Raw genomic sequence first — 22,883 nt, forward strand, 5'->3', positions numbered from 1 at the left:
CCCCCTTTTCCAGCCCTGCCTTGCCCTTCCTTTCGCCTGCCCTGGAACGCCCGTGCCCGCCCCCCGCTCCATGCCCTGGCCCCTCGTCGCACCAGGGGGCGGGACCGCGGGCATGCCAAAAGGGCTCCTGGCCTGCGCCGGGGTGTTTCAGGGGGTACCCCGGCGCGGGAGGGATAAACGAGGCGATCCGCTCGCGGGCGACGTACACTGGTCGGTCCACTGCAGGCCGGTTCCCTGTCCGGGAACCGGCCTGGTCGTCCCTCAAGGAGGTGCGCCCGGATGACCAGCACGGTCCCCGCGCTCGGAACCCGTACGGCCGAAGGCTCTGCCCTGCAGGCGGTGCTCCTCGACATGGACGGCACTCTGGTGGACACCGAGGGCTTCTGGTGGGACGTCGAGGTCGAGGTCTTCGCGGGCCTCGGCCACACCCTCGACGAGTCCTGGCGGCACGTCGTGGTCGGCGGACCCATGACCCGCAGCGCCGGCTTCCTCATCGAGGCCACCGGCGCCGCCATCACCCTCGCCGAACTCTCCGTCCTGCTCAACGAAGGCTTCGAGGAGCGCATCGGCCACGGGCTGCCGCTGATGCCGGGCGCCGCCGACCTGCTCACCGAACTCCACGCGCAGGCCGTCCCGACCGCCCTGGTCTCCGCCTCCCACCGGCGCATCATCGACCGCGTGCTGACCGTACTCGGCCCGCACCACTTCTCCCTGTCCGTCGCCGGCGACGAGGTCTCGCGCACCAAGCCCTACCCGGACCCGTATCTGCTCGCCGCCGCCGGACTCGGCGTGGATCCGGCCCGCTGTGCCGTCGTCGAGGACACCGCGACCGGCGTCGCCGCCGCCGAGGCGGCCGGCTGCATGGTGGTCGCCGTCCCGTCCGTCGCCCCCATCGCCCCGGCCGAGCGGCGCCATGTGGTCGACTCCCTGGAGAAGGTCGACCTGGCATTTCTGCGCGGACTCATGACGGACATGCGTTAACCGTTCACCCAGCGTGAAAGACCCCCTGGGATCCATGGCCAAAATTCCAGGGAAACGGGGCCCGGGCGGAATTCCGTGCCGTTCATCTGGCTGAATTCCGGTGCCCGCCAGGACAGTTGCACTTGTGACGTTCGCCACTCCCGTCCGTCTCGACAACGGTGACTCTGTGTGCTCACCACCCCGGTTCGAGACCGATCGGCGCGCCCTTGTGTCCCGATTGATGGATCACTGCACTAATCCTGCCGCTGTCGGGTTTTCGGTGCGTCCACGCCCGGTTTCACTGCGTGATGGGGACTCAACTCACGCGGCTGCGAACGCCCCTGCGGGCGCCGACTAATCTCGTCGCGAGAACATCGCAGCAACCCCCCGTGAACCCGCCGCGCCACCCCTGCATGCCGGGCACTCGGGATTCGAACAGCCTGGAGAAAGTCCCCCATGAACCGCAAGACACTGGTGCTGCCGGCAGTGGCCGGCCTCCTCACGCCGGTTCTCGCCGCGTGCGGTGGATCCGACAGCGGGAGCAAGGGCGGCGACGCCATCGTCGTCGGCACCACGGACCGGTTCACGGCCACGAGCGACGCCCCGGCGCCCCTCGACCCCGCCTACGCCTACGACGTCGGCCCCTGGAACATCCTGCGCCAGACGCAGCAGACTCTCATGGCCCAGCCCAAGGGCGACGGCACCCCGGTGCCCGAAGCCGCCGAGGACTGCCACTTCACCGACAGCGGCAGCGAACGCTACTCCTGCACGCTGCGCGACGGCCTCACCTTCGCCAACGGCGACGAGATCACGGCCGCCGACGTCAAGTACTCCATCGAGCGCGCGCTGCGCATCAACGCCGACACCGGTGTCGCCGGCCTGCTCAACACCATCGACACCGTCGAGACCCAGGGCGACCGGAACGTCATCTTCCATCTGAAGACCGCCGACGCCACCTTCCCGTACAAGCTGTCCACCCCGGTCGCGAGCATCGTCGACCCCAAGGACTACCCCAAGGACAAGCTGCGCGAGGGCTTCGACGTCTCCGGCTCCGGCCCCTACACCTTCCAGGCCGACGTCAAGGACAACGCGATCGTCAGCGCCACGTTCACCAAGAACCCCTCCTACAAGGGCAACGTCGAGGTGAACAACAACAAGGTCGTGATGCGCTCCTACGACACCGCGGAAGCCATGGGCGACGCGATCGACAAGGGTGACATCGACGTCATGACCCGCACCATGTCGCCCGCGCTGATCCAGAAGCTCGACGCCGGCTCCGACAAGAACGCCGACCTGGTCGACATGCCCGGCATGGAGATCCGCTACCTGGCCTTCAACACCGGCGCGCCCACCGTCAAGAGCAAGGCCGTCCGCCAGGCCATCGCCCAGATCATCGACCGCGGCGAACTCGTCTCCAAGGTCTACGGCACCCAGGCCGAGCCGCTGTACTCGCTCGTCCCGGCCAGCATCACCGGCCACTCCAACTCGTTCTTCAACAAGTACGGCGACCCCAGCACCGCCAAGGCCAAGGCGCTGCTCACCAAGGCCGGCATCACCACCCCGGTGCAGCTGACCCTGCACTACACCACCGACCACTACGGCTCGGCCACCAAGCAGGAGTTCGAGATCCTGCAGAAGCAGCTCAACAACAGCGGCCTGTTCGACATCACCATCAAGGGCCACCCCTGGGCCCAGTTCCGCCCCGCCGAACTCAAGGGCCAGTTCGACGCCTTCGGCATGGGCTGGTTCCCCGACTTCCCCGACGCGGACAACTTCCTCGCCCCGTTCCTCGACAAGGACAACGTCCTCAAGTCCCCGTACACGAACGCCGCGATCCAGCGCTCGCTGATCCCCCAGTCCCGGCGCGAGGCGGACCGGGCCAACGCCGCCAACAGCCTGACGGAGATTCAGGACACCGTCGCCGAGGACGTCCCCGTCCTGCCCCTGTGGCAGGGCAAGCAGTACGTCGCCGCACGCGACGACATCACGGGCGTCTCCTACGCCCTCAACTCCACCTCGATGCTTCAGCTGTGGGAGCTCGGCCGCGGTGTGAGCGGCTGACGGCTCTCTTGGACCCGGGGCCAGGGACGGCGGCCCCGGGGTGACGAACCGACGACAAGGCACATGCAGTGAACATGCGCAACCAGTGGCCGGTCCTGCCCCTCGTGGCGGGACTGGCCTCCGGCCTGTTGACCGGCTGCGGATCCGAGAACGGTGACTCCGGGGGAACCGGCTCCTCGGTGGTGATGGGGATGTCCGACGACGTCCTCGCCACCGACCCGGCATCCGGCTACGACCCCGGCTCCTGGCTCCTGTTCAACAACGTCTTCCAATCGCTGCTCAGCTTCCCCCGCGGCGGCACCCAGCCCGAGCCCGAACTCGCCAAACAGTGCGCCTTCGACGACGACCGCGCCACGGTCTACAAGTGCGAGCTCAAGCCCGACCTGAAGTTCAGCAACGGCGACGACCTCACCTCCGAAGACGTGAAGTTCTCCTTCGACCGCCTGCTGAAGATCAACGACGCGAGCGGCCCGGCGATCATGTTCCCGTCGCTCGACAAGGTCGAGACCCCCGACGCCAAGACCGTCGTCTTCCGGCTCAAGGTCCCCGACGCCACCTTCCCCAGCAAGATCGCCTCCGGCGCCGGCTCCATCGTCGACCACCAGCAGTACGACGCCGGCTCCCTGCGCACCGACAACAAGGCCGTCGGCTCCGGCCCCTACACGCTGGACTCCTTCGACAAGGACAAGGCCGTCTTCTCGGTCAACTCCCACTACAAGGGCACCGCCAAGGTCAAGAACTCCGGCGTCACCCTCAAGTTCTTCCACGGCGACCGCACCGCCCTGAAGAACGCCCTCACCAACGGCGACATCGACATCGCCTACCGAGGCCTCACCGCCACCGACATCGCCGGCATCGACAAGCAGGACGGCAGCAAGGGCGTCGACGTCATCGAGGGCAGCAGCGCAGAGGTCCAGCACCTCGTCTTCAACATGAAGGATCCGGTCGCCGGAAAGCTCGGCGTCCGCAAGGCCATGGCCTACCTCATCGACCGCGATGCCCTCATCCACGACGTCTACCAGGGCACCGCCACCCCGCTCTACTCGATCATCCCGGCCGGCATCGCGGGCCACAACACCGCCTTCTTCGACACCTACGGCGCCCGCCCCTCCAAGGCCAAGGCCGCCGAGGCACTGCGCGCCGACGGCATCACCGGCAAGGTCAAGCTCACCCTGTGGTCCACGCCGTCCCGCTACGGCCCCGCCACCGACGCCGAACTCAAGGCCATCGCCGGACAGCTCAACGCCAGCGGCCTGTTCGACGCCGACGTCCAGTCCGTCGCCTTCGACCAGTACGAGAAGGACATCGCGGCCGGCAAGTACGGCGTCTACGTCAAGGGCTGGGTGCCCGACTACCCCGACGCCGACAACTTCACCGCGCCCTTCTTCGGCAAGGGCAACGTCCTCGACAACAACTACGACAACAGCCGGATCACCGGCTCCCTCATCCCCAGCACGGCCGCCGAGAGCGACCGCGCCGCCACCGACAAGGACTTCGGGAAGCTCCAGGACATCGTCGCCGACGAGCTGCCCGTCCTGCCCGTCTGGCAGGCCAAGCAGTACGCCGTCGTCCGTGACGGCGTCTACGGCCTCGAGTACTGCCTGGACGCCTCGACGGTGTTCCGGTTCTGGGAACTGAGCAAGAGCTGAGCCGCCAGCCGAGCGGCACTTGAGCAGAGGGCGGTGTTTCCCCCACCTCCGGGGGAGGAAGCACCGCCCTCTGCTTCGTACGACGCCTACTGCGCTCCGGGACGCACCAGCCCGCTCTCGTACGCGTACACCGCCGCCTGCACCCGGTCCCGCAAGCCCAGCTTGGTCAGCACATGCCCCACATGCGTCTTGACCGTGGTCTCGCTGACGAACAGATCCGCGGCGATCTCGGCGTTGGACAGACCCCGCGCCACCAGCTTCAGCACCTCGACCTCACGGTCGGTGAGCGTGTGCAGCGTGTCCGGCACCGGCTCCTCACCCGAGGGCAGATGCGTGGCGTACTTGTCCAGCAGACGGCGCGTGATGCTCGGCGCCAGCATCGCCTCACCGGCCGCCACCACCCGGATCGCCTGCACCAGTTCGTTCGCGGGCGCGTCCTTCAGCAGAAAACCGCTGGCCCCCGCACGCAGCGCCTCCACCACGTACTCGTCCAGATCGAACGTGGTCAGCACCAGCACCTTCGCCGGACCGTCCCGCCCGGGCCCGGTGATCTGCCGGGTCGCCTCCACCCCGTCCATCCGGGGCATACGGATGTCCATCAGCACGACGTCCGGCTGCAGGGCACGGACCTGATCAAGGGCCTGCAGACCGTCACCGGCCTCGCCGACGACCGCGAGATCCTGTTCCGCCTCCAGAATCATCCGGAAGCCGGTACGCAGCAGCGGCTGGTCGTCGACCAGTAGGACACGGATGGCCACGGTGACACTCCTTCGCTCGTCCCGCCCCATTCTGCCCTGACCATCAGCCACCCCGGACTCAGGCCATCTGCCCCCGGCCGTCTTCCCCTAGCCCGCTCTCACCGGCAACGGATACGGCGGGGGAGTGCCCCCGAACTCCGGACAGTGCGCCTGGTGATCGCACCAGCCGCACAATTTCGTCGGCCGCGGCCGCCAGACACCGGTCTCCGTCGCCTCCCGGATCGCCTCCCACAGCGCGAGCAGCTTGCGCTCCACCCGCTCCAGGTCGGCGAGAACGGGGTCGTACGTCAGCACGTCCCCACTGCCGAGATACACCAGCTGCAACCGCCGGGGGATCACGTTCTTCAGACGCCACACCACAAGCGCGTAGAACTTCATCTGGAACAGCGCGCCCTCGGCGTACTCCGCGCGCGGCGCCTTGCCCGTCTTGTAGTCGACGATGCGCACCTCACCGGTCGGCGCCACATCCACCCGGTCGATGATCCCGCGCAGCCGCAGCCCCGAGTCCAGCTCCGCCTCGACGAACAGCTCCCGCTCGGCCGGCTCCAGCCGCGTCGGATCCTCCAGCGTGAACCAGCGCTCCACGAGCCGCTCCGCCTCACCGAGCCAGCGGGCCAGCCGCTCGCCCTCCGCGTCGTCGGCGAACAACTCGGTGATCTCCGGCCGGCTCTCCCGCAGCCGGTCCCACTGCCCCGGGATCAACGCCTTGGCCCGCGGCGCGGTCCGCTCCGCGGCGGGCGCGTCGAACAACCGCTCCAGCACCGCGTGCACCAGCGTGCCCCGGGTCGCCGCCTCACTCGGCTTCTCCGGCAGCCGGTCGATCACCCGGAACCGGTACAGCAGCGGACACTGCATGAAGTCACTGGCCCGCGACGGAGACAGCGAAGTGGGCGCGATCACGACGCGCTCGGCACCCGACCCGCCCGACCCCGCGTCGCCGGCCTCGCCCGACGTCGTGCCGCCGGCTCCGGCCTCCTCGCCCGCCGCCCCGGCGCCGCCCCGCAGGGCACCCGTGTCCTCGCTGCTGCTGTCCATGACCACAGACCATACGGCCCACCACTGACAGTGACCCAGCCGCGGGCCGCGTCGACCGTGCGTCCGCCGGGCAAACACAAGGGGTGCCGGGGCAGAACGTGTCACCACGGCCGCATACCATCGACCCGAGACCCTTCCGCCCCACAGGCGCGGAAGACGCTTCGAACGAGGGGACACCGTGAACGTGAGCGGCGGGAGCGGGCAGCCGCGGTCCGGCAACGACCAGCCGACCGACCACCCCGCGGGTCCGACGACCCCCACGACCAACCCCGCCGACCACCCCGACACCGCCCCGCCCCCCGACCCCCAGCCCGCGACGACGCCCCCGACAACGGACGCCGCCACGCATCCGGCATCCCCGGAGCCGACCCCGGACGCCTCCACCGACGCCCCCAACCCGGAGCCGGAGCCGGAGCCGACTTCCGACGACGAGAGCCCGGCGACAAGCCCGAAGCCGACTTCCGACGACGAGAGCCCGGCGACAAGCCCGAAGCCGACCTCCGAAGACGAGAGCACGGCGACAAGCCCGGAGCCGGCACCCGACGAGGGCACGGCGGCGACGAGCCCCGCCCCGACGACCGGAGCCGACGCAGGCCCCACGCTCCCGGCCCCGAAGGCCGACGGGGACACCCCAGCGACGAACCCAGCACCCGCATCCGCCGAGGACGCCCCGCCCGCGAAGCCGCAGCCGGCGAACGACCGCGACGCGCAGGCCGCCCACCCCGAGCCGGACGCCGAGCGCGACGGCCAGGGCGTGAGCCCGCAGCCGACGGCCGGCGAGCAGCAGGGCACGGGCACCGGAGCCGAGCAGCAGGGCGGGAGCGGCGCGGCGGAAGGCGCCGGAGGCACCGAGCACCGGACGTTGGCCCACTCCGGGATCGCCAAGCAGGAGCCGCCGCAGCCGCGGCCCAAGGAGCCCGGCGGGGGCATCCTCATGGGCCGGCCCTTCGGCGTGCCCGTGTATGTGGCGCCGAGCTGGTTCCTCGTCGCCGTGCTGATCACCTGGGTCTTCGGCGGCCAGCTCGACCGCGTCCTGCCCGAGCTGGGCGCCGCCCGCTACCTGGTGTCCCTGTTCTTCGCGGTCGCCTTCTACGCCTCCGTCCTGGTCCACGAGCTGGCCCACACGGTCGCCGCGATCCGCTTCAAACTCCCCGTCCGCCGCATCCAGCTCCAGTTCTTCGGCGGCGTCTCCGAGATCGAGAAGGAGGCGGAGACCCCGGGCCGGGAGTTCGTCCTGGCCTTCGTCGGCCCCCTGCTCTCCCTCGTCCTCGCCGGCGTGTTCTACCTGGCCCTGAAACCGGTCGCACCCGACAGCGTCCCCGGTGTCCTGCTGGCCGGACTGATGATCTCCAACCTCATCGTCGCCATCTTCAACCTCCTGCCCGGCCTGCCCCTCGACGGCGGCCGCATGCTCCGCGCCGTCGTCTGGAAGATCACCGGCAAACCCATGAGCGGCACCGTCGCCGCCGCCTGGGTCGGCCGCGCCCTCGCCCTCTCCGTCCTCGTCGGACTTCCCCTGCTCAACCAGTCCGACGCCCTCGGCGGCGGCGGAGACCTCAACGGCATGGACACCGTCACCGACGCCCTGCTCGCCGCCATCCTCGCCGCCATCATCTGGACCGGCGCCGGCAACAGCCTGCGCATGGCCCGCCTGCGCGAACACCTCCCCGAACTGCGCGCCCGCACCCTGACCCGGCGAGCCGTACCCGTCCAGACCGACACCCCGCTCTCCGAGGCCCTGCGCCGCGCCAACGCCGCCGGCGCCCGCGCCCTCGTCGTCGTCGACGCCGAAGGCAACCCCCTCTCCCTCGTCCGCGAGGCCGCCATCGTCGGCGTACCCGAACACCGCCGCCCCTGGGTCGCCGTCAGCGGCCTCGCCCAGGACCTCACCGACGGCATGCGCGTCTCCGCCGAGCTGGCCGGAGAGGAACTCCTCGACACCCTGCGCGCCACCCCCGCCACCGAATACCTCGTCGTCGAGCAGACCGGAGAGATCTACGGCGTCCTGTCCGCCGCCGACGTCGAGCGCGCCTTCGTCAAGGCCATGGCCCGCCCCTCCTGACGGCCGCCCGCGTGGTCGGCGGCCCCCACAAACCCCGGTAGGCTGGTCACATGTCCGAACCGACCGGTGCCGCCCGCAGGCGCGGGCCCTTCAAGGTCGGGGACCAGGTACAGCTGACCGACCCCAAGGGCCGCCACTACACGTTCACGCTCGAAGCCGGGAAGAACTTCCACACCCACAAGGGCTCCTTCCCGCACGACGAACTGATCGGCGCTCCCGAGGGCAGCGTTGTCCGCACCACCGGCAACGTCGCCTACCTCGCGCTGCGCCCCCTGCTCCCCGACTACGTCCTGTCCATGCCCCGCGGGGCAGCCGTCGTCTACCCCAAGGACGCGGGGCAGATCCTCGCCTTCGCCGACATCTTCCCCGGCGCCCGCGTCGTGGAGGCCGGCGTCGGCTCCGGCTCGCTCAGCAGCTTCCTGCTGCGCGCCATCGGCGACCAGGGCATGCTGCACTCCTACGAGCGCCGCGAGGACTTCGCCGAGATCGCCCAGCAGAACGTGGAGCGCTACTTCGGCGGCCCCCACCCCGCCTGGCAGCTCACCGTCGGCGACCTCCAGGACAACCTCTCCGACACCGACGTCGACCGCGTCATCCTCGACATGCTCGCCCCCTGGGAGTGCCTGGAGGCCGTCTCCAAGGCCCTCGTCCCCGGCGGCATCCTGTGCTGCTACGTGGCCACCACCACCCAGCTCGCCCGGACCGTCGAGTCCATCCGGGAGATCGGCTGCTTCAACGAGCCGACCGCCTGGGAGACGATGATCCGCAACTGGCACATCGAGGGCCTCGCCGTCCGCCCCGACCACCGGATGATCGGCCACACCGGCTTCCTGCTCACCGCCCGCCGCCTCGCCGACGGCGTCGAGCCGCCCATGCGCCGCCGCCGCCCCGCCAAGGGCGCCTACGGCGAGGACTACGCCGGACCCAACGCCGACGGCGGCACCGGCCGCTGACGGCCCCGCACCCGGCACAACGCAAGGGCGCCGTGCCCGAGTTCCCGGACCGAACCCGGAACTCGGTCACGGCGCCCACCCGTTGACCCGGCACCGGGATCCGTACGACCCCCCGCGCGCGGGCTCCCCGCCCGCCCGAATTCCGGACCGACCCCGCCGTTCCCCCGCACTGTGACGTGTGGCACCATGCAGGCCACCCCCTCACCGGCACAGCCCACAGGAGACACTCCTCGTGCAGGAATCCGCCGTTCCGGAGCTCGCCCACACGCACACCCGGCCCATCCACTGGGTCGGCACCGCCACCGCAGTAGCCGGCGTGATCGCCCTGTCCTCCCTCGTCCAGCCCGGATCGGCCACGGCCGCCCAGCCGCCCACCGGCACCCGGGCCCAGTCCGCCCCTGCCGACATCGCGCCCCCCGGCACGACCGGCGTGACCTTCCCGCTCCAGTGCGGGCCGGTGAAGGCGGTGGTGGCGAAGCAGGCCAGCGGCGACCTCGACGGCGACGGCAGACCGGAAACCGTCGCCGTGGTGCACTGCGACTCCGCCATGGGCACCCCGCCGGACGCCGCCTACGTCCTCACCCGGGGCACCGACGGAAACGGGACCCGCGTGGTCGCCACGCTCGTCGACCCCAAGGACCGGCTCACCGTCACCGACCTCACCCTGCGCGCACGGGCCGTCGGCGCCACCCTGCTCGGCTACTCCTCCGACGACGTGCCCAGTTGCTGCCCCGACGTGCGGACCGCGGCCAAGTGGCAGTGGAACGGCACCGCGTTCGTCCGCTCCACCCCCGCCGCCGCCCACAGCGTGTGACCGGCCGGACCCGGTTCGACGAGACCCACGCGCGCGTGCCACCGGACCACGACCGAAGCGCACGCGCGCGGGAGTCACTCCACAGCGCACGCGCGCGCGGGAGTCACTCCGCGTCCGGCCCGTAGACCTCGACCCTGTCCGAAACCCGGCGCACATGGATGCACTCCCCGGGACACTCCCTGACCGAGTCCACGACATCCGTGAGCAGCGTCAGCGGCACCGCCGTCGTCGCCCCCACCTCCTGCAGCAGCTCGTCGTCCGCGCCCTTCACATAGGCCAGCCCGTCGATGTCCAGCTCGAACACCTCAGGGGCGTACTGGGCGCAGATCCCGTCGCCGGTACACAGGTCCTGGTCGATCCAGACCTCCAGCGCCTCGCCGCCCGGGGCCTCCTGCTGCACGGTCATCTCTCCTGCCGTCGGTTCGCCGGGCGGCGACCGGGGCACGCAGGCCAGCCGGGTCCGCTCCAGCGGCTGTTGAACATCCCGACCCTACCTCCGCCCGCTTTCGCGCCGACCGCGACGGGGTGCGGTGTTTCCTCCCACGCCCCCTCGGGTAGACGCGCACGACCGGGAGAGACAGCCCCGGGGCGCCGGAGCGATCACTTCAGGCCACCCCGGACGTGACACCGCCCACCCCAACCGTCGCTCTGCGTGATGATCGTACGAGCGCCCTCAGTCATGCCCGCGAACCGGCCGACCGGCCTGGAACGGACAACTCCAGCCAGTCCCGAAGGGTTTTGACCATCCCCGGCCAGGAACAAGTCGCTTCCGAATCACGTTGAGTGGGTATCCCCTCCGTGCGAGGGGGGACGCACCGGGTGACCGACGACACACCTTGACAGTCTTTGTGATCTAGGGGTTTCAATCGACACCCACCCAGGTAGGGTCTGGAAGCGTCCAGCTCCCCTTGGAGGAGGTGAGGACCGTGGCAGCCCACGACGACGACATGAACCGCGGCATCCGCCCGGGACGAGGGTCCGACGACCCGGCCGGGCAGATCGCCTACCTTGAGCAGGAGATCGCCGTCCTGCGACGCAAGCTCGCCGACTCTCCGCGACACACGAGGATTCTCGAAGAGCGGATCGTCGAGCTGCAGACCAACCTGGCCGGCGTCTCCGCGCAGAACGAACGACTGGCCAACACGCTCCGCGAGGCCCGCGACCAGATCGTGGCCCTCAAAGAAGAAGTCGACCGGCTCGCCCAGCCACCGGCCGGCTTCGGAGTCTTCCTGCAAGCCAACGAAGACGGCACCGCCGACATCTTCACCGGCGGCCGCAAACTCCGCGTCAACGTCAGCCCGAGCGTCGAACTCGAAGACCTCAGGCGCGGCCAGGAAGTCATGCTCAACGAAGCGCTCAACGTGGTCGAAGCCATGGAATACGAGCGCGTCGGCGACATCGTCACCCTCAAGGAAATCCTCGAGGACGGCGAACGCGCCCTCGTACTGGGCCACACCGACGAAGAACGAGTGGTACGGCTCGCCGAGCCCCTGCTGGACGTCACCATCCGCGCCGGCGACGCCCTGCTCCTCGAACCCCGCTCCGGCTACGTCTACGAAGTCGTGCCCAAGAGCGAAGTCGAAGAACTCGTCCTCGAAGAAGTCCCCGACATCGGCTACGAAGCCATCGGCGGACTCGGCAACCAGATCGAGGCCATCCGCGACGCCGTCGAGCTCCCCTACCTCTACCCCGACCTCTTCAAGGAGCACGAGCTGCGCCCGCCCAAGGGCGTCCTGCTCTACGGCCCCCCCGGCTGCGGCAAGACACTCATCGCCAAGGCCGTCGCCAACTCGCTCGCCAAGAAGGTCGCCGAGGTCACCGGACAAGCCGCCGGCAAGAGCTTCTTCCTCAACATCAAGGGACCCGAGCTCCTCAACAAGTACGTCGGCGAGACCGAGCGGCAGATCCGCCTCGTCTTCCAGCGCGCACGTGAGAAGGCCAGCGAAGGCACCCCCGTGATCGTCTTCTTCGACGAGATGGAATCCCTCTTCCGCACCCGCGGCTCCGGCGTCAGCTCGGACGTCGAGAACACCATCGTCCCGCAGCTCCTCGCCGAGATCGACGGCGTCGAGGGCCTGGAGAACGTCGTCGTCATCGGCGCCTCCAACCGAGAGGACATGATCGACCCCGCCATCCTGCGCCCCGGCCGACTCGACGTGAAGATCAAGATCGAGCGTCCCGACGCCGAGGCAGCCAAGGACATCTTCGGCAAGTACCTCACCGAACGCCTCCCCCTGCACGCCGACGACCTCGGCGAACACGGCGGCGACAAGACCACCACCGTCCAGAGCATGATCCAGACGGCGGTCGAGCAGATGTACGCCGAATCCGAGGAAAACCGCTTCCTGGAAGTCACCTACGCCAACGGCGACAAGGAAGTCCTCTACTTCAAGGACTTCAACTCCGGCGCCATGATCGAAAACATCGTGGGCCGCGCCAAGAAAATGGCCATCAAGGACTTCCTCGAAAAGAACCAGAAGGGCCTCCGCGTCTCCCACCTCCTCCAAGCCTGCGTGGACGAGTTCAAGGAGAACGAAGACCTCCCCAACACCACCAACCCCGACGACTGGGCCCGAATCTCCGGCAAGAAGGGCGAACGGATCGTCTACATCCGCACCCTCATCACCGGAAAGCAGGGCGCCGACACCGGACGCTCCATCGACACAGTGGCCAATACTGGTCAGTACCTGTAACGACAGGGCGGCTGCGGGTGCCCTCGACGGGCACCCGCAGCCTCCTGCTTTTCAGGCCACGACCAAGCAGGCAATGACGCAAATGATCTCCCCACCAGCGCAAAGGCGTTCTAGGCTCTTTCCTACCGCCGAGTCGCGCAGTGCGGGGACGGGCACCGCACACGCACCGGAGCGCCAGCGGTACGTGAGCGGCGCCCACGACCGAGGGTGCCGCCGGGCAAGGAGGGCCGCATGACCGTACGGCGAGTAATGGGCATCGAGACGGAGTACGGGATCTCCGTCCCCGGCCACCCCAACGCCAATGCCATGCTCACCTCATCCCAGATCGTCAACGCCTACGCAGCGGCGATGCACCGGGCCCGCCGGGCCCGCTGGGACTTCGAGGAAGAAAACCCACTGCGCGACGCCCGCGGCTTCGACCTCGCCCGCGAGGCCGCCGACGCCAGCCAGCTCACCGACGAGGACATCGGCCTCGCCAACGTCATCCTCACCAACGGCGCACGCCTCTACGTCGACCACGCCCACCCCGAATACAGCGCCCCCGAAGTCACCAACCCCCGCGACGCCGTCCTCTGGGACAAGGCCGGCGAACGCATCATGGCCGAAGCCGCCGAACGAGCCGCACAGCTCCCCGGCGCCCAGCCCATCCACCTCTACAAGAACAACACCGACAACAAGGGCGCCAGCTACGGCACACACGAGAACTACCTGATGAAGCGGGAAACCCCCTTCTCGGACATCGTGCGCCACCTCACCCCCTTCTTCGTCTCCCGCCAGGTCTTCGCCGGCGCCGGCCGCGTCGGCATCGGCCAGGACGGCCACGAACACGGCTTCCAGCTCAGCCAGCGCGCCGACTACTTCGAAGTCGAGGTCGGCCTGGAGACGACACTCAAGCGCCCCATCATCAACACCCGGGACGAACCCCACGCCGACGCCGAAAAATACCGCCGACTCCACGTGATCATCGGCGACGCCAACCTCTCCGAGATCTCCACCTACCTCAAGCTCGGCACCACCGCACTCGTCCTGTCCATGATCGAAGACGGCTTCATCGCCGTCGACCTCGCCGTCGACCAGCCCGTACGCACCCTCCACCAGGTCTCCCACGACCCCTCACTGAAGCGACTGGTCACCCTGCGCAGCGGCAGGACCCTCACAGCCGTACAACTCCAGATGGAGTACTACGAGCTCTCCCGCAAATACGTCGAAGAACGCTACGGAGCCGACGCCGACGACCAGACCAAGGACGTCCTCACCCGCTGGGAAGACACCCTCAACCGGCTCGAGAACGACCCCATGAGCCTCGCAGGGGAACTGGACTGGGTCGCCAAGCGAGAACTGATGGAGGGCTACCGCCGCCGCGACGGCCTCGACTGGGACGCCGCACGGCTCCACCTCGTCGACCTCCAGTACGCCGACGTACGCGCCGAGAAAGGCCTCTACAACCGCCTCGCCGCCCGCGGACGCATGAAGCGACTCCTGGACGAGTCCGAGGTCGACAGGGCCCGCACCAAGCCCCCGGAGGACACCCGCGCCTACTTCCGCGGCCGCTGCCTCGAGCAGTACGCCGACGACGTCGCCGCGGCCTCCTGGGACTCCGTCATCTTCGACCTCCCCGGCCGCGACTCCCTCCAGCGCGTTCCAACCCTCGAACCACTACGCGGAACGCGAAATCACGTCAAGGAACTGCTGGACCGCTGCCGAACGGCAGAAGACCTGGTCAGGGTCCTGTCCGGAAACTGAGCACCACCAGCAGGCATGCGCACCACCCCGGGCGGACAGGGTGGAAATCCCACCGCCCGGGAATCATCGAGGTGGTCCCCGTACGTTGTCGAAACTGCGGGGCCGATGTCGGACCCGGCTTGTAGGGTCTGATCATCACCGATCGGCAGCAATGCCGACCCGTCGACCATGTCGGGCGAACTGAGCGGGGTGAGGGTTATGGCAACCAAGGACACCGGCGGCGGCCAGCAGAAGGCCACACGTTCCACCGAAGAGGTCGAGGAGCAGGCGCAGGACGCGCAGGCCTCCGAGGACCTCAAGGAGCGACACGAGAAGCTGAGCGACGACGTGGACTCGGTTCTGGACGAGATCGACGATGTCCTCGAGGAGAATGCAGAGGACTTCGTTCGAAGTTTCGTTCAGAAGGGCGGCGAGTAGCCTTCGAATCGAAGGCATCGGGGGTGCTCGGGTTGGCGAATGAAGGACAGGCGAAGCGCTGCTCGCGGTGCAAGGAGCACAAGCCGCGAGCAGCGTTCGCGAAGAACAAGTCGATGCGTGACGGCTTGCAGGCCTACTGCCGGGAGTGCGCGTCCGCATATCACCAACAGAGGCAGTTGACCAAGGGGCTCAACGTGCGCCCCCGAGTGGAGGTGCCCGAAGGGCACAAGTACTGCCGCACCTGTGGCGAGATCAAGCCTCACAGTGAATGGACGCGGAATCGCAGCGCCTCAGACGGTTTAGGGACCCTGTGCAAGGCGTGCAAGGCGGTGAAGGGGCGGGCGCAGCACCTGAAGCGCAACTACGGCCTGACCGAAGCCGAGCGCGACGCGATGGTGGCCTCCCAGCGGGGGCTTTGTTCGATCTGCCTGGACGCCCCGGCTGTGCATGTGGATCACTGCCACAGGACGGGTAGGGTCCGTGGCGTACTGTGCTTCAACTGCAATTCGGCGATCGGCAAGCTGAGGGACGACCCCGATGTCGCTCGCCGGGCCGCTACCTATCTGGAAGGAAACTCGTGGAAGCCAACACTCGTGGCACCGGGCGTCTACCAGCTGCCTTCCTGACGCCTGGGTCCGCTTCGTTCATGGACTTTCTCTCCGAGCACCAGCCGGAGCTGTTGCCCGGCAATCGGCAGCTGCCGCCCACGAAGGGTGTGATCGAGGCGCCGCACGGCACCACGATCGTCGCGGTGACGTTCCCCGGGGGTGTGGTGCTCGCGGGTGACCGCCGGGCGACCATGGGCAATGTGATCGCGCAGCGGGACATCGAGAAGGTGTTCCCGGCGGACGAGTACTCGGCGGTGGGTATCGCCGGCACGGCCGGTCTGGCCGTGGAGATGGTGAAGCTCTTCCAGCTGGAGCTGGAGCACTTCGAGAAGGTCGAGGGTGCGCAGCTGTCGCTGGAGGGCAAGGCGAACCGGTTGTCGACGATGATCCGGTCCAACCTCGGCATGGCGATGCAGGGTCTTGCCGTGGTGCCGTTGTTCGCGGGGTACGACGTGGACCGGGAGAAGGGGCGCATCTTCTCCTACGACGTCACGGGTGGTCGTTCGGAGGAGCACAACTTCGCGGCGACGGGTTCGGGCTCGCTGTTCGCGCGGGGTGCGATGAAGAAGCTGTTCCGTGACGATCTGACCGAGGAGCAGGCCACGACGTTGGTGGTGCAGGCTCTGTACGACGCGGCTGACGACGACTCGGCGACCGGTGGTCCCGATGTCGCCCGCCGGATCTACCCGATCATCACCGTGATCACTGAGGACGGCTTCCGCCGGCTGACCGAGGACGAGGCGTCGGAGCTCTCCCGTGGGGTGCTGCAGCGGCGTCTGGAGGAGCCGGACGGCCCGAAGGCCGCCCTGCTCTGAGTGCGGGTCCGGTTCTTATCAAGGTGATCCAGTGACCATGACAGAAAGGGACGGATAACCGGTGTCGACGCCGTTCTATGTCTCACCTCAGCAGGCCATGGCCGACCGGGCGGAGTACGCCCGTAAGGGCATCGCTCGTGGCCGCAGCCTGGTTGTGCTGCAGTATGCCGACGGCATCGTGTTCGTCGGTGAGAACCCGTCCCGTGCGCTGCACAAGTTCAGCGAGATCTATGACCGGATCGGTTTCGCGGCCGCCGGTAAGTACAACGAGTACGAGAACCTGCGTATCGGTGGTGTGCGGTACGCCGACCTGCGGGGTTACACCTATGACCGTGACGATGTCACGGCGCGTGGTCTGGCCAACGTGTACGCGCAGACGCTGGGCACGATCTTTTCTTCGGCGGCGGAGAAGCCGTACGAGGTGGAGCTGGTGGTGGCCGAGGTCGGTGAGACGCCGGAGGGTGACCAGATCTACCGGCTGCCGCATGACGGTTCCATCGTGGACGAGCACGGTTCGGTCGCGGTGGGTGGCAATGCCGAGCAGATCAGCAGTTTCCTGGATCAGCGGCATCGTGACGGTATGAGTCTGGCCGAGGCGCTCAAGCTGGCGGTGCAGGCGCTGTCCCGTGACACCAATGGCAGTGAGCGGGAGATTCCCGCGGAGCGCCTGGAGGTCGCGGTGCTGGATCGTACGCGGCCGCAGAAGCGTAAGTTCAAGCGGATCGTGGGTCGTCAGCTTTCCCGTCTGCTGGAGGCGGAGGGTGCGGCGACGGAGGCGGAGAGTTCCGACGACGAGGGCTCCGACGAGGAGTGATTCGTTCCTGCTCTCCTTCCCGCTCTGTGGTGCCCCGGCCGGTTTTCCGGCCGGGGCACCTGTGGTTTCCGGGCCTCTATGGACGCCCTGGTGGTGCCGTGGAGGCCCGTACGACGAGTTCGACGGGGATGTCTCCGTTCTCTGGTTCGCGGCCTTCCAGGACGGCCAGGAGGGCTTGCATGCCGCGTTCTCCGAAGAGCTCGGCGTCCAGACGGACGGTGGTCAGTTCGGGGTCGATGGCGGTGGCGAGGGCGAGGTCGTCGAGGCCGGTGACGGAGACGTCGTCGGGAATTCTGAGTCCGAGGCGGCGCAGGGCCTTGTAGGCGCCGGCGGCGAGTTTGTCGTCGTCGCAGACGATGGCGGTGGGGCGGGGGCCGGGGGTGGTGAGGGCGGTCTCGGTGGCGGTGCGGGCGCCTTCGATGGAGATGGGGGCTCGGGCGGTGCGGATTTCGGTGCCGGGGACGGCGGCGATGTGTGCGGCGAGTTCGCGTGCGCGTACCTCGAAGGTCCAGGAGGGGACGTCGGCGGCGAGGTGGAGGATGTGGCGGTGGCCGAGGCCGAGGAGGTGTTCGGTGACCTGGCGGACGCCGTCGGCGATGTCGAGGTTGACGGTGGCGGCGCCGAGGCTGCCTTCTGGGTCGCTGTCGAGCATGACGAGGGGGAGTTGGTCGCCGCGGATGGCGGTGAGGGCGTCGGCGGCCATGGAGGAGGCGATGACGCCGTCGAGGGCGGCTTGTGCGGAGGCGAAGGGGTCGCGGGCGGGGCCGATACCTTCGGGGGAGGGGTAGAGGACGACTCCGAAGCCGTGCTGGGCGGCGATGCGTGCGGCGCCGGTGTAGACGCCGGCGAAGAATTCGGTCGTCAGGGCGGGGACGACGAGGAGGACGGTGCGGGTGCGGCCGAGGCGGAGGTTGCGGGCGGCGAGGTTGGGCCGGTAGCCGAGGTCGCGTGCGGCTTCTCGTACGCGTTCGGCGGTCGTTTCGGAGACGCGGCCGCGCCATTTGTCGCCCAGGACGAGTGAGACGGCCGCTTGGGAGACTCCGGCTGCCTGGGCGACGTCACGGCTGGTCGGGCGCGTGCTGCTGCGTGCCACCGTGGGTGCGCTCCTTCGTCTGGACGTGTGAACAGCGCACATGGTACGTATGGGAGAGGACGTTATACGTAACACTTGTGGGCTTCGGGGCTTCCGGGGCGGTTGGTGAGGGGCAGGACATGGCCACGGGATACCTGGAGATCCTCAGGGCGAGACACGCGCTGCGGCTGCTCACCGGAACCCTGGTGGGCCGTCTGCCCAACGCTACGGCGGCGATCGCTCTGGTGCTGTTCGTCCGGGCGCAGGGGGGCACGTACGGCCTGGCGGGTGCGCTGGCGGCCGTGTACGGGGTGGCCAACGCGGTGGGCCAGCCGGTGCTGGGCCGGCTTGTGGACCTGCACGGTCAGCCGCGCGTTCAGCTTCCGGCCGCGGTCCTTTCGGCCCTCGCGATGTCGGCCTTCGCCTTCTCCGGCATCGACCCGCTGCCGCTCGCGTATGTCGCTGTCGCGGGTGCGGGTCTGTTCACGCCGCCGCTGGAGGGCGGTCTGCGGGCGCTGTGGCCGTCGGTGCTGCGTCGTGAGGAGCAGGTGCACACGGCGTACGCGATGGATGCGGTGGCGCAGGAGGTGATGTACACGGTCGGCCCGTTGCTGGTGACGCTGTGCGTGTCGTTGTGGTCGGAGCGTGCGGCGCTGCTGGTGCTGAACGCCGTGGGTGTCCTGGGTGCGCTCTCCGTGGTGGTCTCGGCGCCCTCGAGCGCGTGGCGTTCGGCTCCGCGTGAGGCGCACTGGCTGGGCGCTCTGCGTTCGCCGGGTCTGCTGGTGGTGCTGGCCGCCTTTTTGTTCGTCGGGATCGCGATGGGTTCGATCACGGTGGCCGCGATCCCGTACGCGGATGATCACGGGGGTGACGCGGTGTACGGCTGGCTGATGGCCGCGTTGGGCCTCGGGGCGCTGTTCGGTGGCACGGTGTACGGGGCGCGGCGGTGGAGCGGGACGCCGGAGCGGCGACTGCGGGTGCTGGTGGCGCTTCTGGCGGTGTGTTATCTGCCGTTGATGCTGATGCCGGGTGCGGTGGCGATGGTGGTGCTGACGGTGGTGGCGGGGGTGTTTCTGGCTCCGTGTATCGCGTGTGCGTTCATCATCGTGGACCGGCATGCGCCGAGCGGTACGGTCACCGAGGCTTTCTCGTGGCTTGTGACGACGTTCACGGTGGGTGCGTCGGTGGGGACGGGCCTGGCGGGGCCGGTGGTGGAGGCCGGTGGGGCGCTGTGGGGGTTCGCGGTGCCGGGGGTGGCGGGGGGCGTGTCGTTGCTGGTTCTGCTGGCGACGGGGCGGGTCCTCGCAGCTCCCGTGCGGGGCGGGGTTGTTGCGGCTTCATCGGAAAATGATCCAAATCGTGCTGCCGAACCCCGTTTCAGGTCAGGGGATCGGGCGTAATGTTCACTCATGGACCGCCGCATTTTCGGGCTGGAGAACGAGTACGGTGTCACGTGCACGTTCAGGGGACAGCGCCGTCTGTCTCCTGACGAGGTGGCGCGGTACCTCTTCCGCCGTGTCGTGTCATGGGGCCGCAGCAGCAATGTCTTTCTGCGAAACGGTGCCCGGCTGTATCTCGACGTGGGCTCACATCCGGAATACGCGACACCCGAATGTGACAATGTGATCGAACTGGTCACTCACGACAAGGCCGGCGAGCGCATTCTCGAAGGACTCCTGGTGGACGCGGAACGACGCCTGCACGAGGAGGGAATCGCGGGCGACGTCTACCTCTTCAAGAACAACACGGACTCGGCGGGCAACTCCTACGGTTGCCACGAGAACTATCTGGTGGCGCGGCACGGGGAGTTCTCCCGGCTCGCGGACATCCTCATCCCGTTCCTGGTGACGAGGCAGCTGCTGTGCGGTGCGGGCAAGGTGCTGCAGACTCCGCGTGGCGCCGTGTACTGCGTGAGTCAGCGTGCGGAGCACATCTGGGAGGGTGTGTCGTCGGCGACGACGCGTTCCCGGCCCATCATCAACACCCGGGACGAGCCGCACGCGGACGCCGAGCGTTATCGCCGGCTGCATGTCATCGTGGGTGACTCGAACATGTCCGAGACGACGATGCTGCTGAAGGTCGGCGCCACGGATCTGGTGCTGCGCATGATCGAGGCGGGCACGGTGATGCGTGATCTCACGCTGGAGAACCCGATCCGGGCGATCCGTGAGGTGAGTCATGACATCACGGGCCGGCGCAAGGTGCGGCTGGCCAGTGGCCGGGAGGCGTCGGCGCTGGAGGTGCAGCGCGAGTACTTCGACAAGGCCGTGGACTTCTGCGACCGTCGGGGTATTCGTACGGGTACGGTCGCGCAGGTGCTGGAGCTGTGGGGTCGTACGCTGGACGCGATCGAGACCGAGGAACTCGACCGTATCGGCACCGAGATCGACTGGGTGATGAAGTACAAGCTCATCGAGCGGTACCGGGCGAAGAACAACATGACGATGTCGCATCCGCGGGTCGCTCAGATAGACCTCGCCTACCACGACATCCACCGCCGTCGTGGCCTGTACTACCTGTTGGAGCGCAAGGGGCAAGCCGCGCGGATCTGCAACGACTTGAAGATCTTCGAGGGCAAGTCGGTTCCTCCGCAGACCACTCGGGCCCGGCTGCGCGGTGACTTCATCCGGCGGGCGCAGGAGCAGCGGCGGGACTTCACGGTGGACTGGGTGCATCTCAAGCTCAACGACCAGGCGCAGCGGACGGTGTTGTGCAAGGACCCGTTCCGTTCGGTGGACGACCGGGTGGAGAAGCTGATCGCCGGAATGTGACGCGCCGGGGTGTGTCAAGCGTTTGGGCGGGTCGTCGCCGGAACGCCACACGGGCGCCGTACGTTTCCCGTACGGCGCCCTTCTCGCGTCGTAGAGTTGCGCGCACGCCAATCCGCAAGATCGACCGATTACGAGGCATCTCCGTGCGCCGACGTTCACTCCTTCTCGCCGCCGTTCCCGCCGGACTGGTCACGCTCGCCGCGTGCGGTGACGACAAGTCCTCCTCCGACAAGGCCAGCGCGTCACCGTCGGCGTCGGCGTCCGCGGTGCCTCCGCCGAAGATCGTGGAGGGTCCGCTGCCGGCGATCACGGCGGGCACGAAGTTCGGTGAGAAGCCGACGGTCGCCAAGGGGACGGGTGATCCGTCGAAGGACCTGGCGGTCAAGACGGTCATCGCGGGCGGTGGCCGGACGGTCGCGGAGAACGACTTCATCCAGGCGAACTACCTGGGCCAGATCTGGAGCACCGCGAAGGTGTTCGACAACTCCTACGACCGGCACCGTCCGCTGGTGATGCAGCTCGCGCAGGGCAGCATCATCGATGGCTGGCGGTATGCGCTGGTGGGCAAGAAGACGGGCAGCCGGGTGCAGATCGCGGTGCCGCCGACCTGGGGTTACGGCAAGTCGGGCAATCCGCAGGCGGGTATCAAGGGCACGGACACGCTGGTGTTCGTCATCGATCTGATCGACTCGTTCAACTCGAAGAGTTCAGTGAAGGGGACGGCGGTCCCGCAGACGGACGACGCGCTGCCGAAGGTCGGCACGAACACCGACGGCAGCGTGCCCTCGGTGAAGATCCCGAAGACGGATCCGCCGAAGCAGCTGGTGTCGAACTACGTCCTGGAGGGCGACGGCGACGAGGTCAAGGCGGAGCAGACGGTGCTGTGCCAGTTCCAGGGCCTGGTGTGGGCCAGCGGCAAGACGTTCCAGCGGACGTATGGTTCGGGCCGGCTGAGCCAGTTCGCGGTGGAGCAGATGCAGCAGGTCGTGAAGGGGCTGGCGCAGGGGGTGACCGGCAAGAAGGTGGGCAGCCGGGTCCTCATCGTCGTTCCGCCGGACCTGGGTTACGGCGACACCCCGCCGAGCGGCGGTGTCATCGAGAAGGGGTCGACGCTGGTGTTCACGGTGGACATCCTGGCGGCGATGTAGCGTTCGGCCGCGGCGGGTGTGGGCCAGGGCGGGCGGGGGACCGGCGGGGATGAAAGACTGTCCGTGTTTCGTGTCGTACACAAGCAGGAGCTTTTGACGTGAGCATCGACAAGCCCGAGATCGACTTCCCGGGCGGCGAGCCCCCGGCGGACCTCGAGATCAAGGACATCTGGGAGGGCGACGGGGAGGTCGCCGCGGCCGGCGACTTCGTCAAGGTCCACTACGTCGGCGTCGCGTTCTCCACCGGTGAGGAGTTCGACGCCTCCTGGAACCGCGGCACCCCGCTGGACTTCCAGCTCGGTGTCGGCCAGGTCATCCAGGGCTGGGACAAGGGTGTGCAGGGCATGAAGGTCGGCGGCCGCCGCCAGCTGGTCATCCCGGCGCACCTCGCCTACGGCGACCGTGGCGCCGGCGGCCGGATCGCCCCGGGCGAGACGCTGATCTTCGTCTGCGACCTGATGGGCGTTGCCAAGCGCTGACCGAACCTGGTCGAGGTGGGGCCCGTGCCGT

The 22,883-nt window shown here is 68.5% G+C and carries 19 protein-coding genes and 1 pseudogene; 16 read left to right on the forward strand and 4 right to left on the reverse strand.

Going from position 1 to position 22,883, the window contains the following annotated elements:
- Positions 1 to 279: 279 nt before the first annotated feature.
- The 3 genes from ABZ865_RS30530 to ABZ865_RS30540 all read left to right on the forward strand — a co-directional run bounded on the left by ABZ865_RS30530 (position 280) and on the right by ABZ865_RS30540 (position 4,670).
- Positions 280 to 981: an HAD family phosphatase gene (locus ABZ865_RS30530; protein ID WP_361237328.1), complete on the forward strand. Its 702-nt coding sequence runs from the start codon at positions 280 to 282 to the stop codon at positions 979 to 981.
- A 435-nt stretch (positions 982 to 1,416) separates the two neighbouring features.
- The gene (locus ABZ865_RS30535) at positions 1,417 to 3,021 is read left to right on the forward strand and encodes an ABC transporter substrate-binding protein (RefSeq protein ID WP_361237331.1); all 1,605 of its coding nucleotides are present in this window, start codon (positions 1,417 to 1,419) and stop codon (positions 3,019 to 3,021) included.
- Positions 3,022 to 3,089: 68 nt separating this feature from the next.
- Positions 3,090 to 4,670 (forward strand): ABC transporter substrate-binding protein, encoded by a 1,581-nt coding sequence (locus tag ABZ865_RS30540; RefSeq protein ID WP_361237334.1) that lies wholly within the window; start codon positions 3,090 to 3,092, stop codon positions 4,668 to 4,670.
- Positions 4,671 to 4,756: 86 nt separating this feature from the next.
- Here ABZ865_RS30540 and ABZ865_RS30545 read toward each other — a convergent pair whose 3' ends face one another.
- Complete coding sequence (locus ABZ865_RS30545) at positions 4,757 to 5,428, reverse strand: response regulator transcription factor (protein ID WP_010045368.1); 672 nt, start codon at positions 5,426 to 5,428, stop codon at positions 4,757 to 4,759.
- A gap of 93 nt (positions 5,429 to 5,521) precedes the next feature.
- A pseudogene (locus ABZ865_RS30550) lies at positions 5,522 to 6,463 on the reverse strand (RecB family exonuclease); the annotation flags it as partial.
- Between the two features lie 178 nt (positions 6,464 to 6,641).
- On the opposite strand from ABZ865_RS30550, the gene ABZ865_RS30555 reads away from it, so the two are divergent.
- The 3 genes from ABZ865_RS30555 (at position 6,642) to ABZ865_RS30565 (ending at position 10,292) form a co-directional block, all read left to right on the forward strand.
- Positions 6,642 to 8,525, forward strand: coding sequence for a site-2 protease family protein (locus ABZ865_RS30555; RefSeq protein WP_361237337.1), 1,884 nt, complete (start codon positions 6,642 to 6,644; stop codon positions 8,523 to 8,525).
- Between the two features lie 50 nt (positions 8,526 to 8,575).
- Positions 8,576 to 9,478, forward strand: coding sequence for a tRNA (adenine-N1)-methyltransferase (locus tag ABZ865_RS30560; protein ID WP_031162116.1), 903 nt, complete (start codon positions 8,576 to 8,578; stop codon positions 9,476 to 9,478).
- A 232-nt stretch (positions 9,479 to 9,710) separates the two neighbouring features.
- Entirely contained in the window at positions 9,711 to 10,292 is a 582-nt protein-coding gene (locus ABZ865_RS30565; protein ID WP_361237341.1) for a hypothetical protein, read from the forward strand.
- 103 nt (positions 10,293 to 10,395) lie between these two features.
- Here the strand turns inward: ABZ865_RS30565 and ABZ865_RS30570 are convergent, their stop codons facing one another.
- Positions 10,396 to 10,698 (reverse strand): ferredoxin, encoded by a 303-nt coding sequence (locus ABZ865_RS30570; protein WP_361237343.1) that lies wholly within the window; start codon positions 10,696 to 10,698, stop codon positions 10,396 to 10,398.
- Between the two features lie 520 nt (positions 10,699 to 11,218).
- On the opposite strand from ABZ865_RS30570, the gene arc reads away from it, so the two are divergent.
- The 6 genes from arc to prcA all read left to right on the forward strand — a co-directional run bounded on the left by arc (position 11,219) and on the right by prcA (position 17,382).
- On the forward strand, positions 11,219 to 12,985 hold the full coding sequence (gene arc, locus ABZ865_RS30575) for a proteasome ATPase (RefSeq protein ID WP_361237346.1): 1,767 nt from the start codon (positions 11,219 to 11,221) through the stop codon (positions 12,983 to 12,985).
- Positions 12,986 to 13,216: 231 nt separating this feature from the next.
- On the forward strand, positions 13,217 to 14,728 hold the full coding sequence (dop, locus tag ABZ865_RS30580; protein WP_361237349.1) for a depupylase/deamidase Dop: 1,512 nt from the start codon (positions 13,217 to 13,219) through the stop codon (positions 14,726 to 14,728).
- Positions 14,729 to 14,926: 198 nt separating this feature from the next.
- Positions 14,927 to 15,145, forward strand: a complete 219-nt coding sequence (locus ABZ865_RS30585; RefSeq protein WP_020939002.1) for a ubiquitin-like protein Pup — start codon at positions 14,927 to 14,929, stop codon at positions 15,143 to 15,145.
- A 113-nt stretch (positions 15,146 to 15,258) separates the two neighbouring features.
- Positions 15,259 to 15,771 (forward strand): endonuclease VII domain-containing protein, encoded by a 513-nt coding sequence (locus tag ABZ865_RS30590; RefSeq protein ID WP_361238058.1) that lies wholly within the window; start codon positions 15,259 to 15,261, stop codon positions 15,769 to 15,771.
- Positions 15,723 to 16,568: a proteasome subunit beta gene (gene prcB, locus ABZ865_RS30595; protein WP_361237352.1), complete on the forward strand. Its 846-nt coding sequence runs from the start codon at positions 15,723 to 15,725 to the stop codon at positions 16,566 to 16,568. The genes ABZ865_RS30590 and prcB overlap by 49 nt, the downstream gene beginning before the upstream one ends.
- A gap of 61 nt (positions 16,569 to 16,629) precedes the next feature.
- Positions 16,630 to 17,382 carry a proteasome subunit alpha gene (gene prcA, locus ABZ865_RS30600; protein WP_361237354.1) on the forward strand — a complete coding sequence of 251 codons (753 nt, stop codon included), beginning with the start codon at positions 16,630 to 16,632 and terminating at the stop codon, positions 17,380 to 17,382.
- Between the two features lie 76 nt (positions 17,383 to 17,458).
- Here prcA and ABZ865_RS30605 read toward each other — a convergent pair whose 3' ends face one another.
- Positions 17,459 to 18,475 carry a LacI family DNA-binding transcriptional regulator gene (locus tag ABZ865_RS30605; RefSeq protein WP_361237357.1) on the reverse strand — a complete coding sequence of 339 codons (1,017 nt, stop codon included), beginning with the start codon at positions 18,473 to 18,475 and terminating at the stop codon, positions 17,459 to 17,461.
- A 119-nt stretch (positions 18,476 to 18,594) separates the two neighbouring features.
- Between ABZ865_RS30605 and ABZ865_RS30610 the strand changes: the two genes are divergently transcribed.
- The 4 genes from ABZ865_RS30610 to ABZ865_RS30625 all read left to right on the forward strand — a co-directional run bounded on the left by ABZ865_RS30610 (position 18,595) and on the right by ABZ865_RS30625 (position 22,852).
- Positions 18,595 to 19,854, forward strand: coding sequence for an MFS transporter (locus tag ABZ865_RS30610; RefSeq protein ID WP_361237360.1), 1,260 nt, complete (start codon positions 18,595 to 18,597; stop codon positions 19,852 to 19,854).
- Positions 19,855 to 19,863: 9 nt separating this feature from the next.
- Positions 19,864 to 21,225, forward strand: coding sequence for a Pup--protein ligase (pafA, locus tag ABZ865_RS30615; protein WP_100825288.1), 1,362 nt, complete (start codon positions 19,864 to 19,866; stop codon positions 21,223 to 21,225).
- A gap of 143 nt (positions 21,226 to 21,368) precedes the next feature.
- On the forward strand, positions 21,369 to 22,373 hold the full coding sequence (locus ABZ865_RS30620) for an FKBP-type peptidyl-prolyl cis-trans isomerase (protein WP_361237364.1): 1,005 nt from the start codon (positions 21,369 to 21,371) through the stop codon (positions 22,371 to 22,373).
- A 98-nt stretch (positions 22,374 to 22,471) separates the two neighbouring features.
- A complete protein-coding gene (locus ABZ865_RS30625) occupies positions 22,472 to 22,852 on the forward strand; it encodes an FKBP-type peptidyl-prolyl cis-trans isomerase (RefSeq protein ID WP_361237367.1) in 381 nt (126 codons plus the stop codon).
- Positions 22,853 to 22,883: the final 31 nt, after the last annotated feature.

The organism is Streptomyces sp. NPDC047085 (assembly GCF_040643735.1).
Classification (GTDB): domain Bacteria; phylum Actinomycetota; class Actinomycetes; order Streptomycetales; family Streptomycetaceae; genus Streptomyces.

Bases quoted from the DNA above. Each gene is read 5' to 3' on its own strand.
- ABZ865_RS30530 (WP_361237328.1), top strand. From the start codon at position 280: ATGACCAGCACGGTCCCCGCGCTCGGAACCCGTACGGCCGAAGGCTCT.
- ABZ865_RS30535 (WP_361237331.1), top strand. From the start codon at position 1,417: ATGAACCGCAAGACACTGGTGCTGCCGGCAGTGGCCGGCCTCCTCACG.
- ABZ865_RS30560 (WP_031162116.1), top strand. From the start codon at position 8,576: ATGTCCGAACCGACCGGTGCCGCCCGCAGGCGCGGGCCCTTCAAGGTC.
- ABZ865_RS30570 (WP_361237343.1), bottom strand. From the start codon at position 10,698: ATGACCGTGCAGCAGGAGGCCCCGGGCGGCGAGGCGCTGGAGGTCTGG.
- dop (WP_361237349.1), top strand. From the start codon at position 13,217: ATGACCGTACGGCGAGTAATGGGCATCGAGACGGAGTACGGGATCTCC.
- ABZ865_RS30585 (WP_020939002.1), top strand. From the start codon at position 14,927: ATGGCAACCAAGGACACCGGCGGCGGCCAGCAGAAGGCCACACGTTCC.
- ABZ865_RS30590 (WP_361238058.1), top strand. From the start codon at position 15,259: ATGCGTGACGGCTTGCAGGCCTACTGCCGGGAGTGCGCGTCCGCATAT.
- ABZ865_RS30610 (WP_361237360.1), top strand. From the start codon at position 18,595: ATGGCCACGGGATACCTGGAGATCCTCAGGGCGAGACACGCGCTGCGG.
- pafA (WP_100825288.1), top strand. From the start codon at position 19,864: ATGGACCGCCGCATTTTCGGGCTGGAGAACGAGTACGGTGTCACGTGC.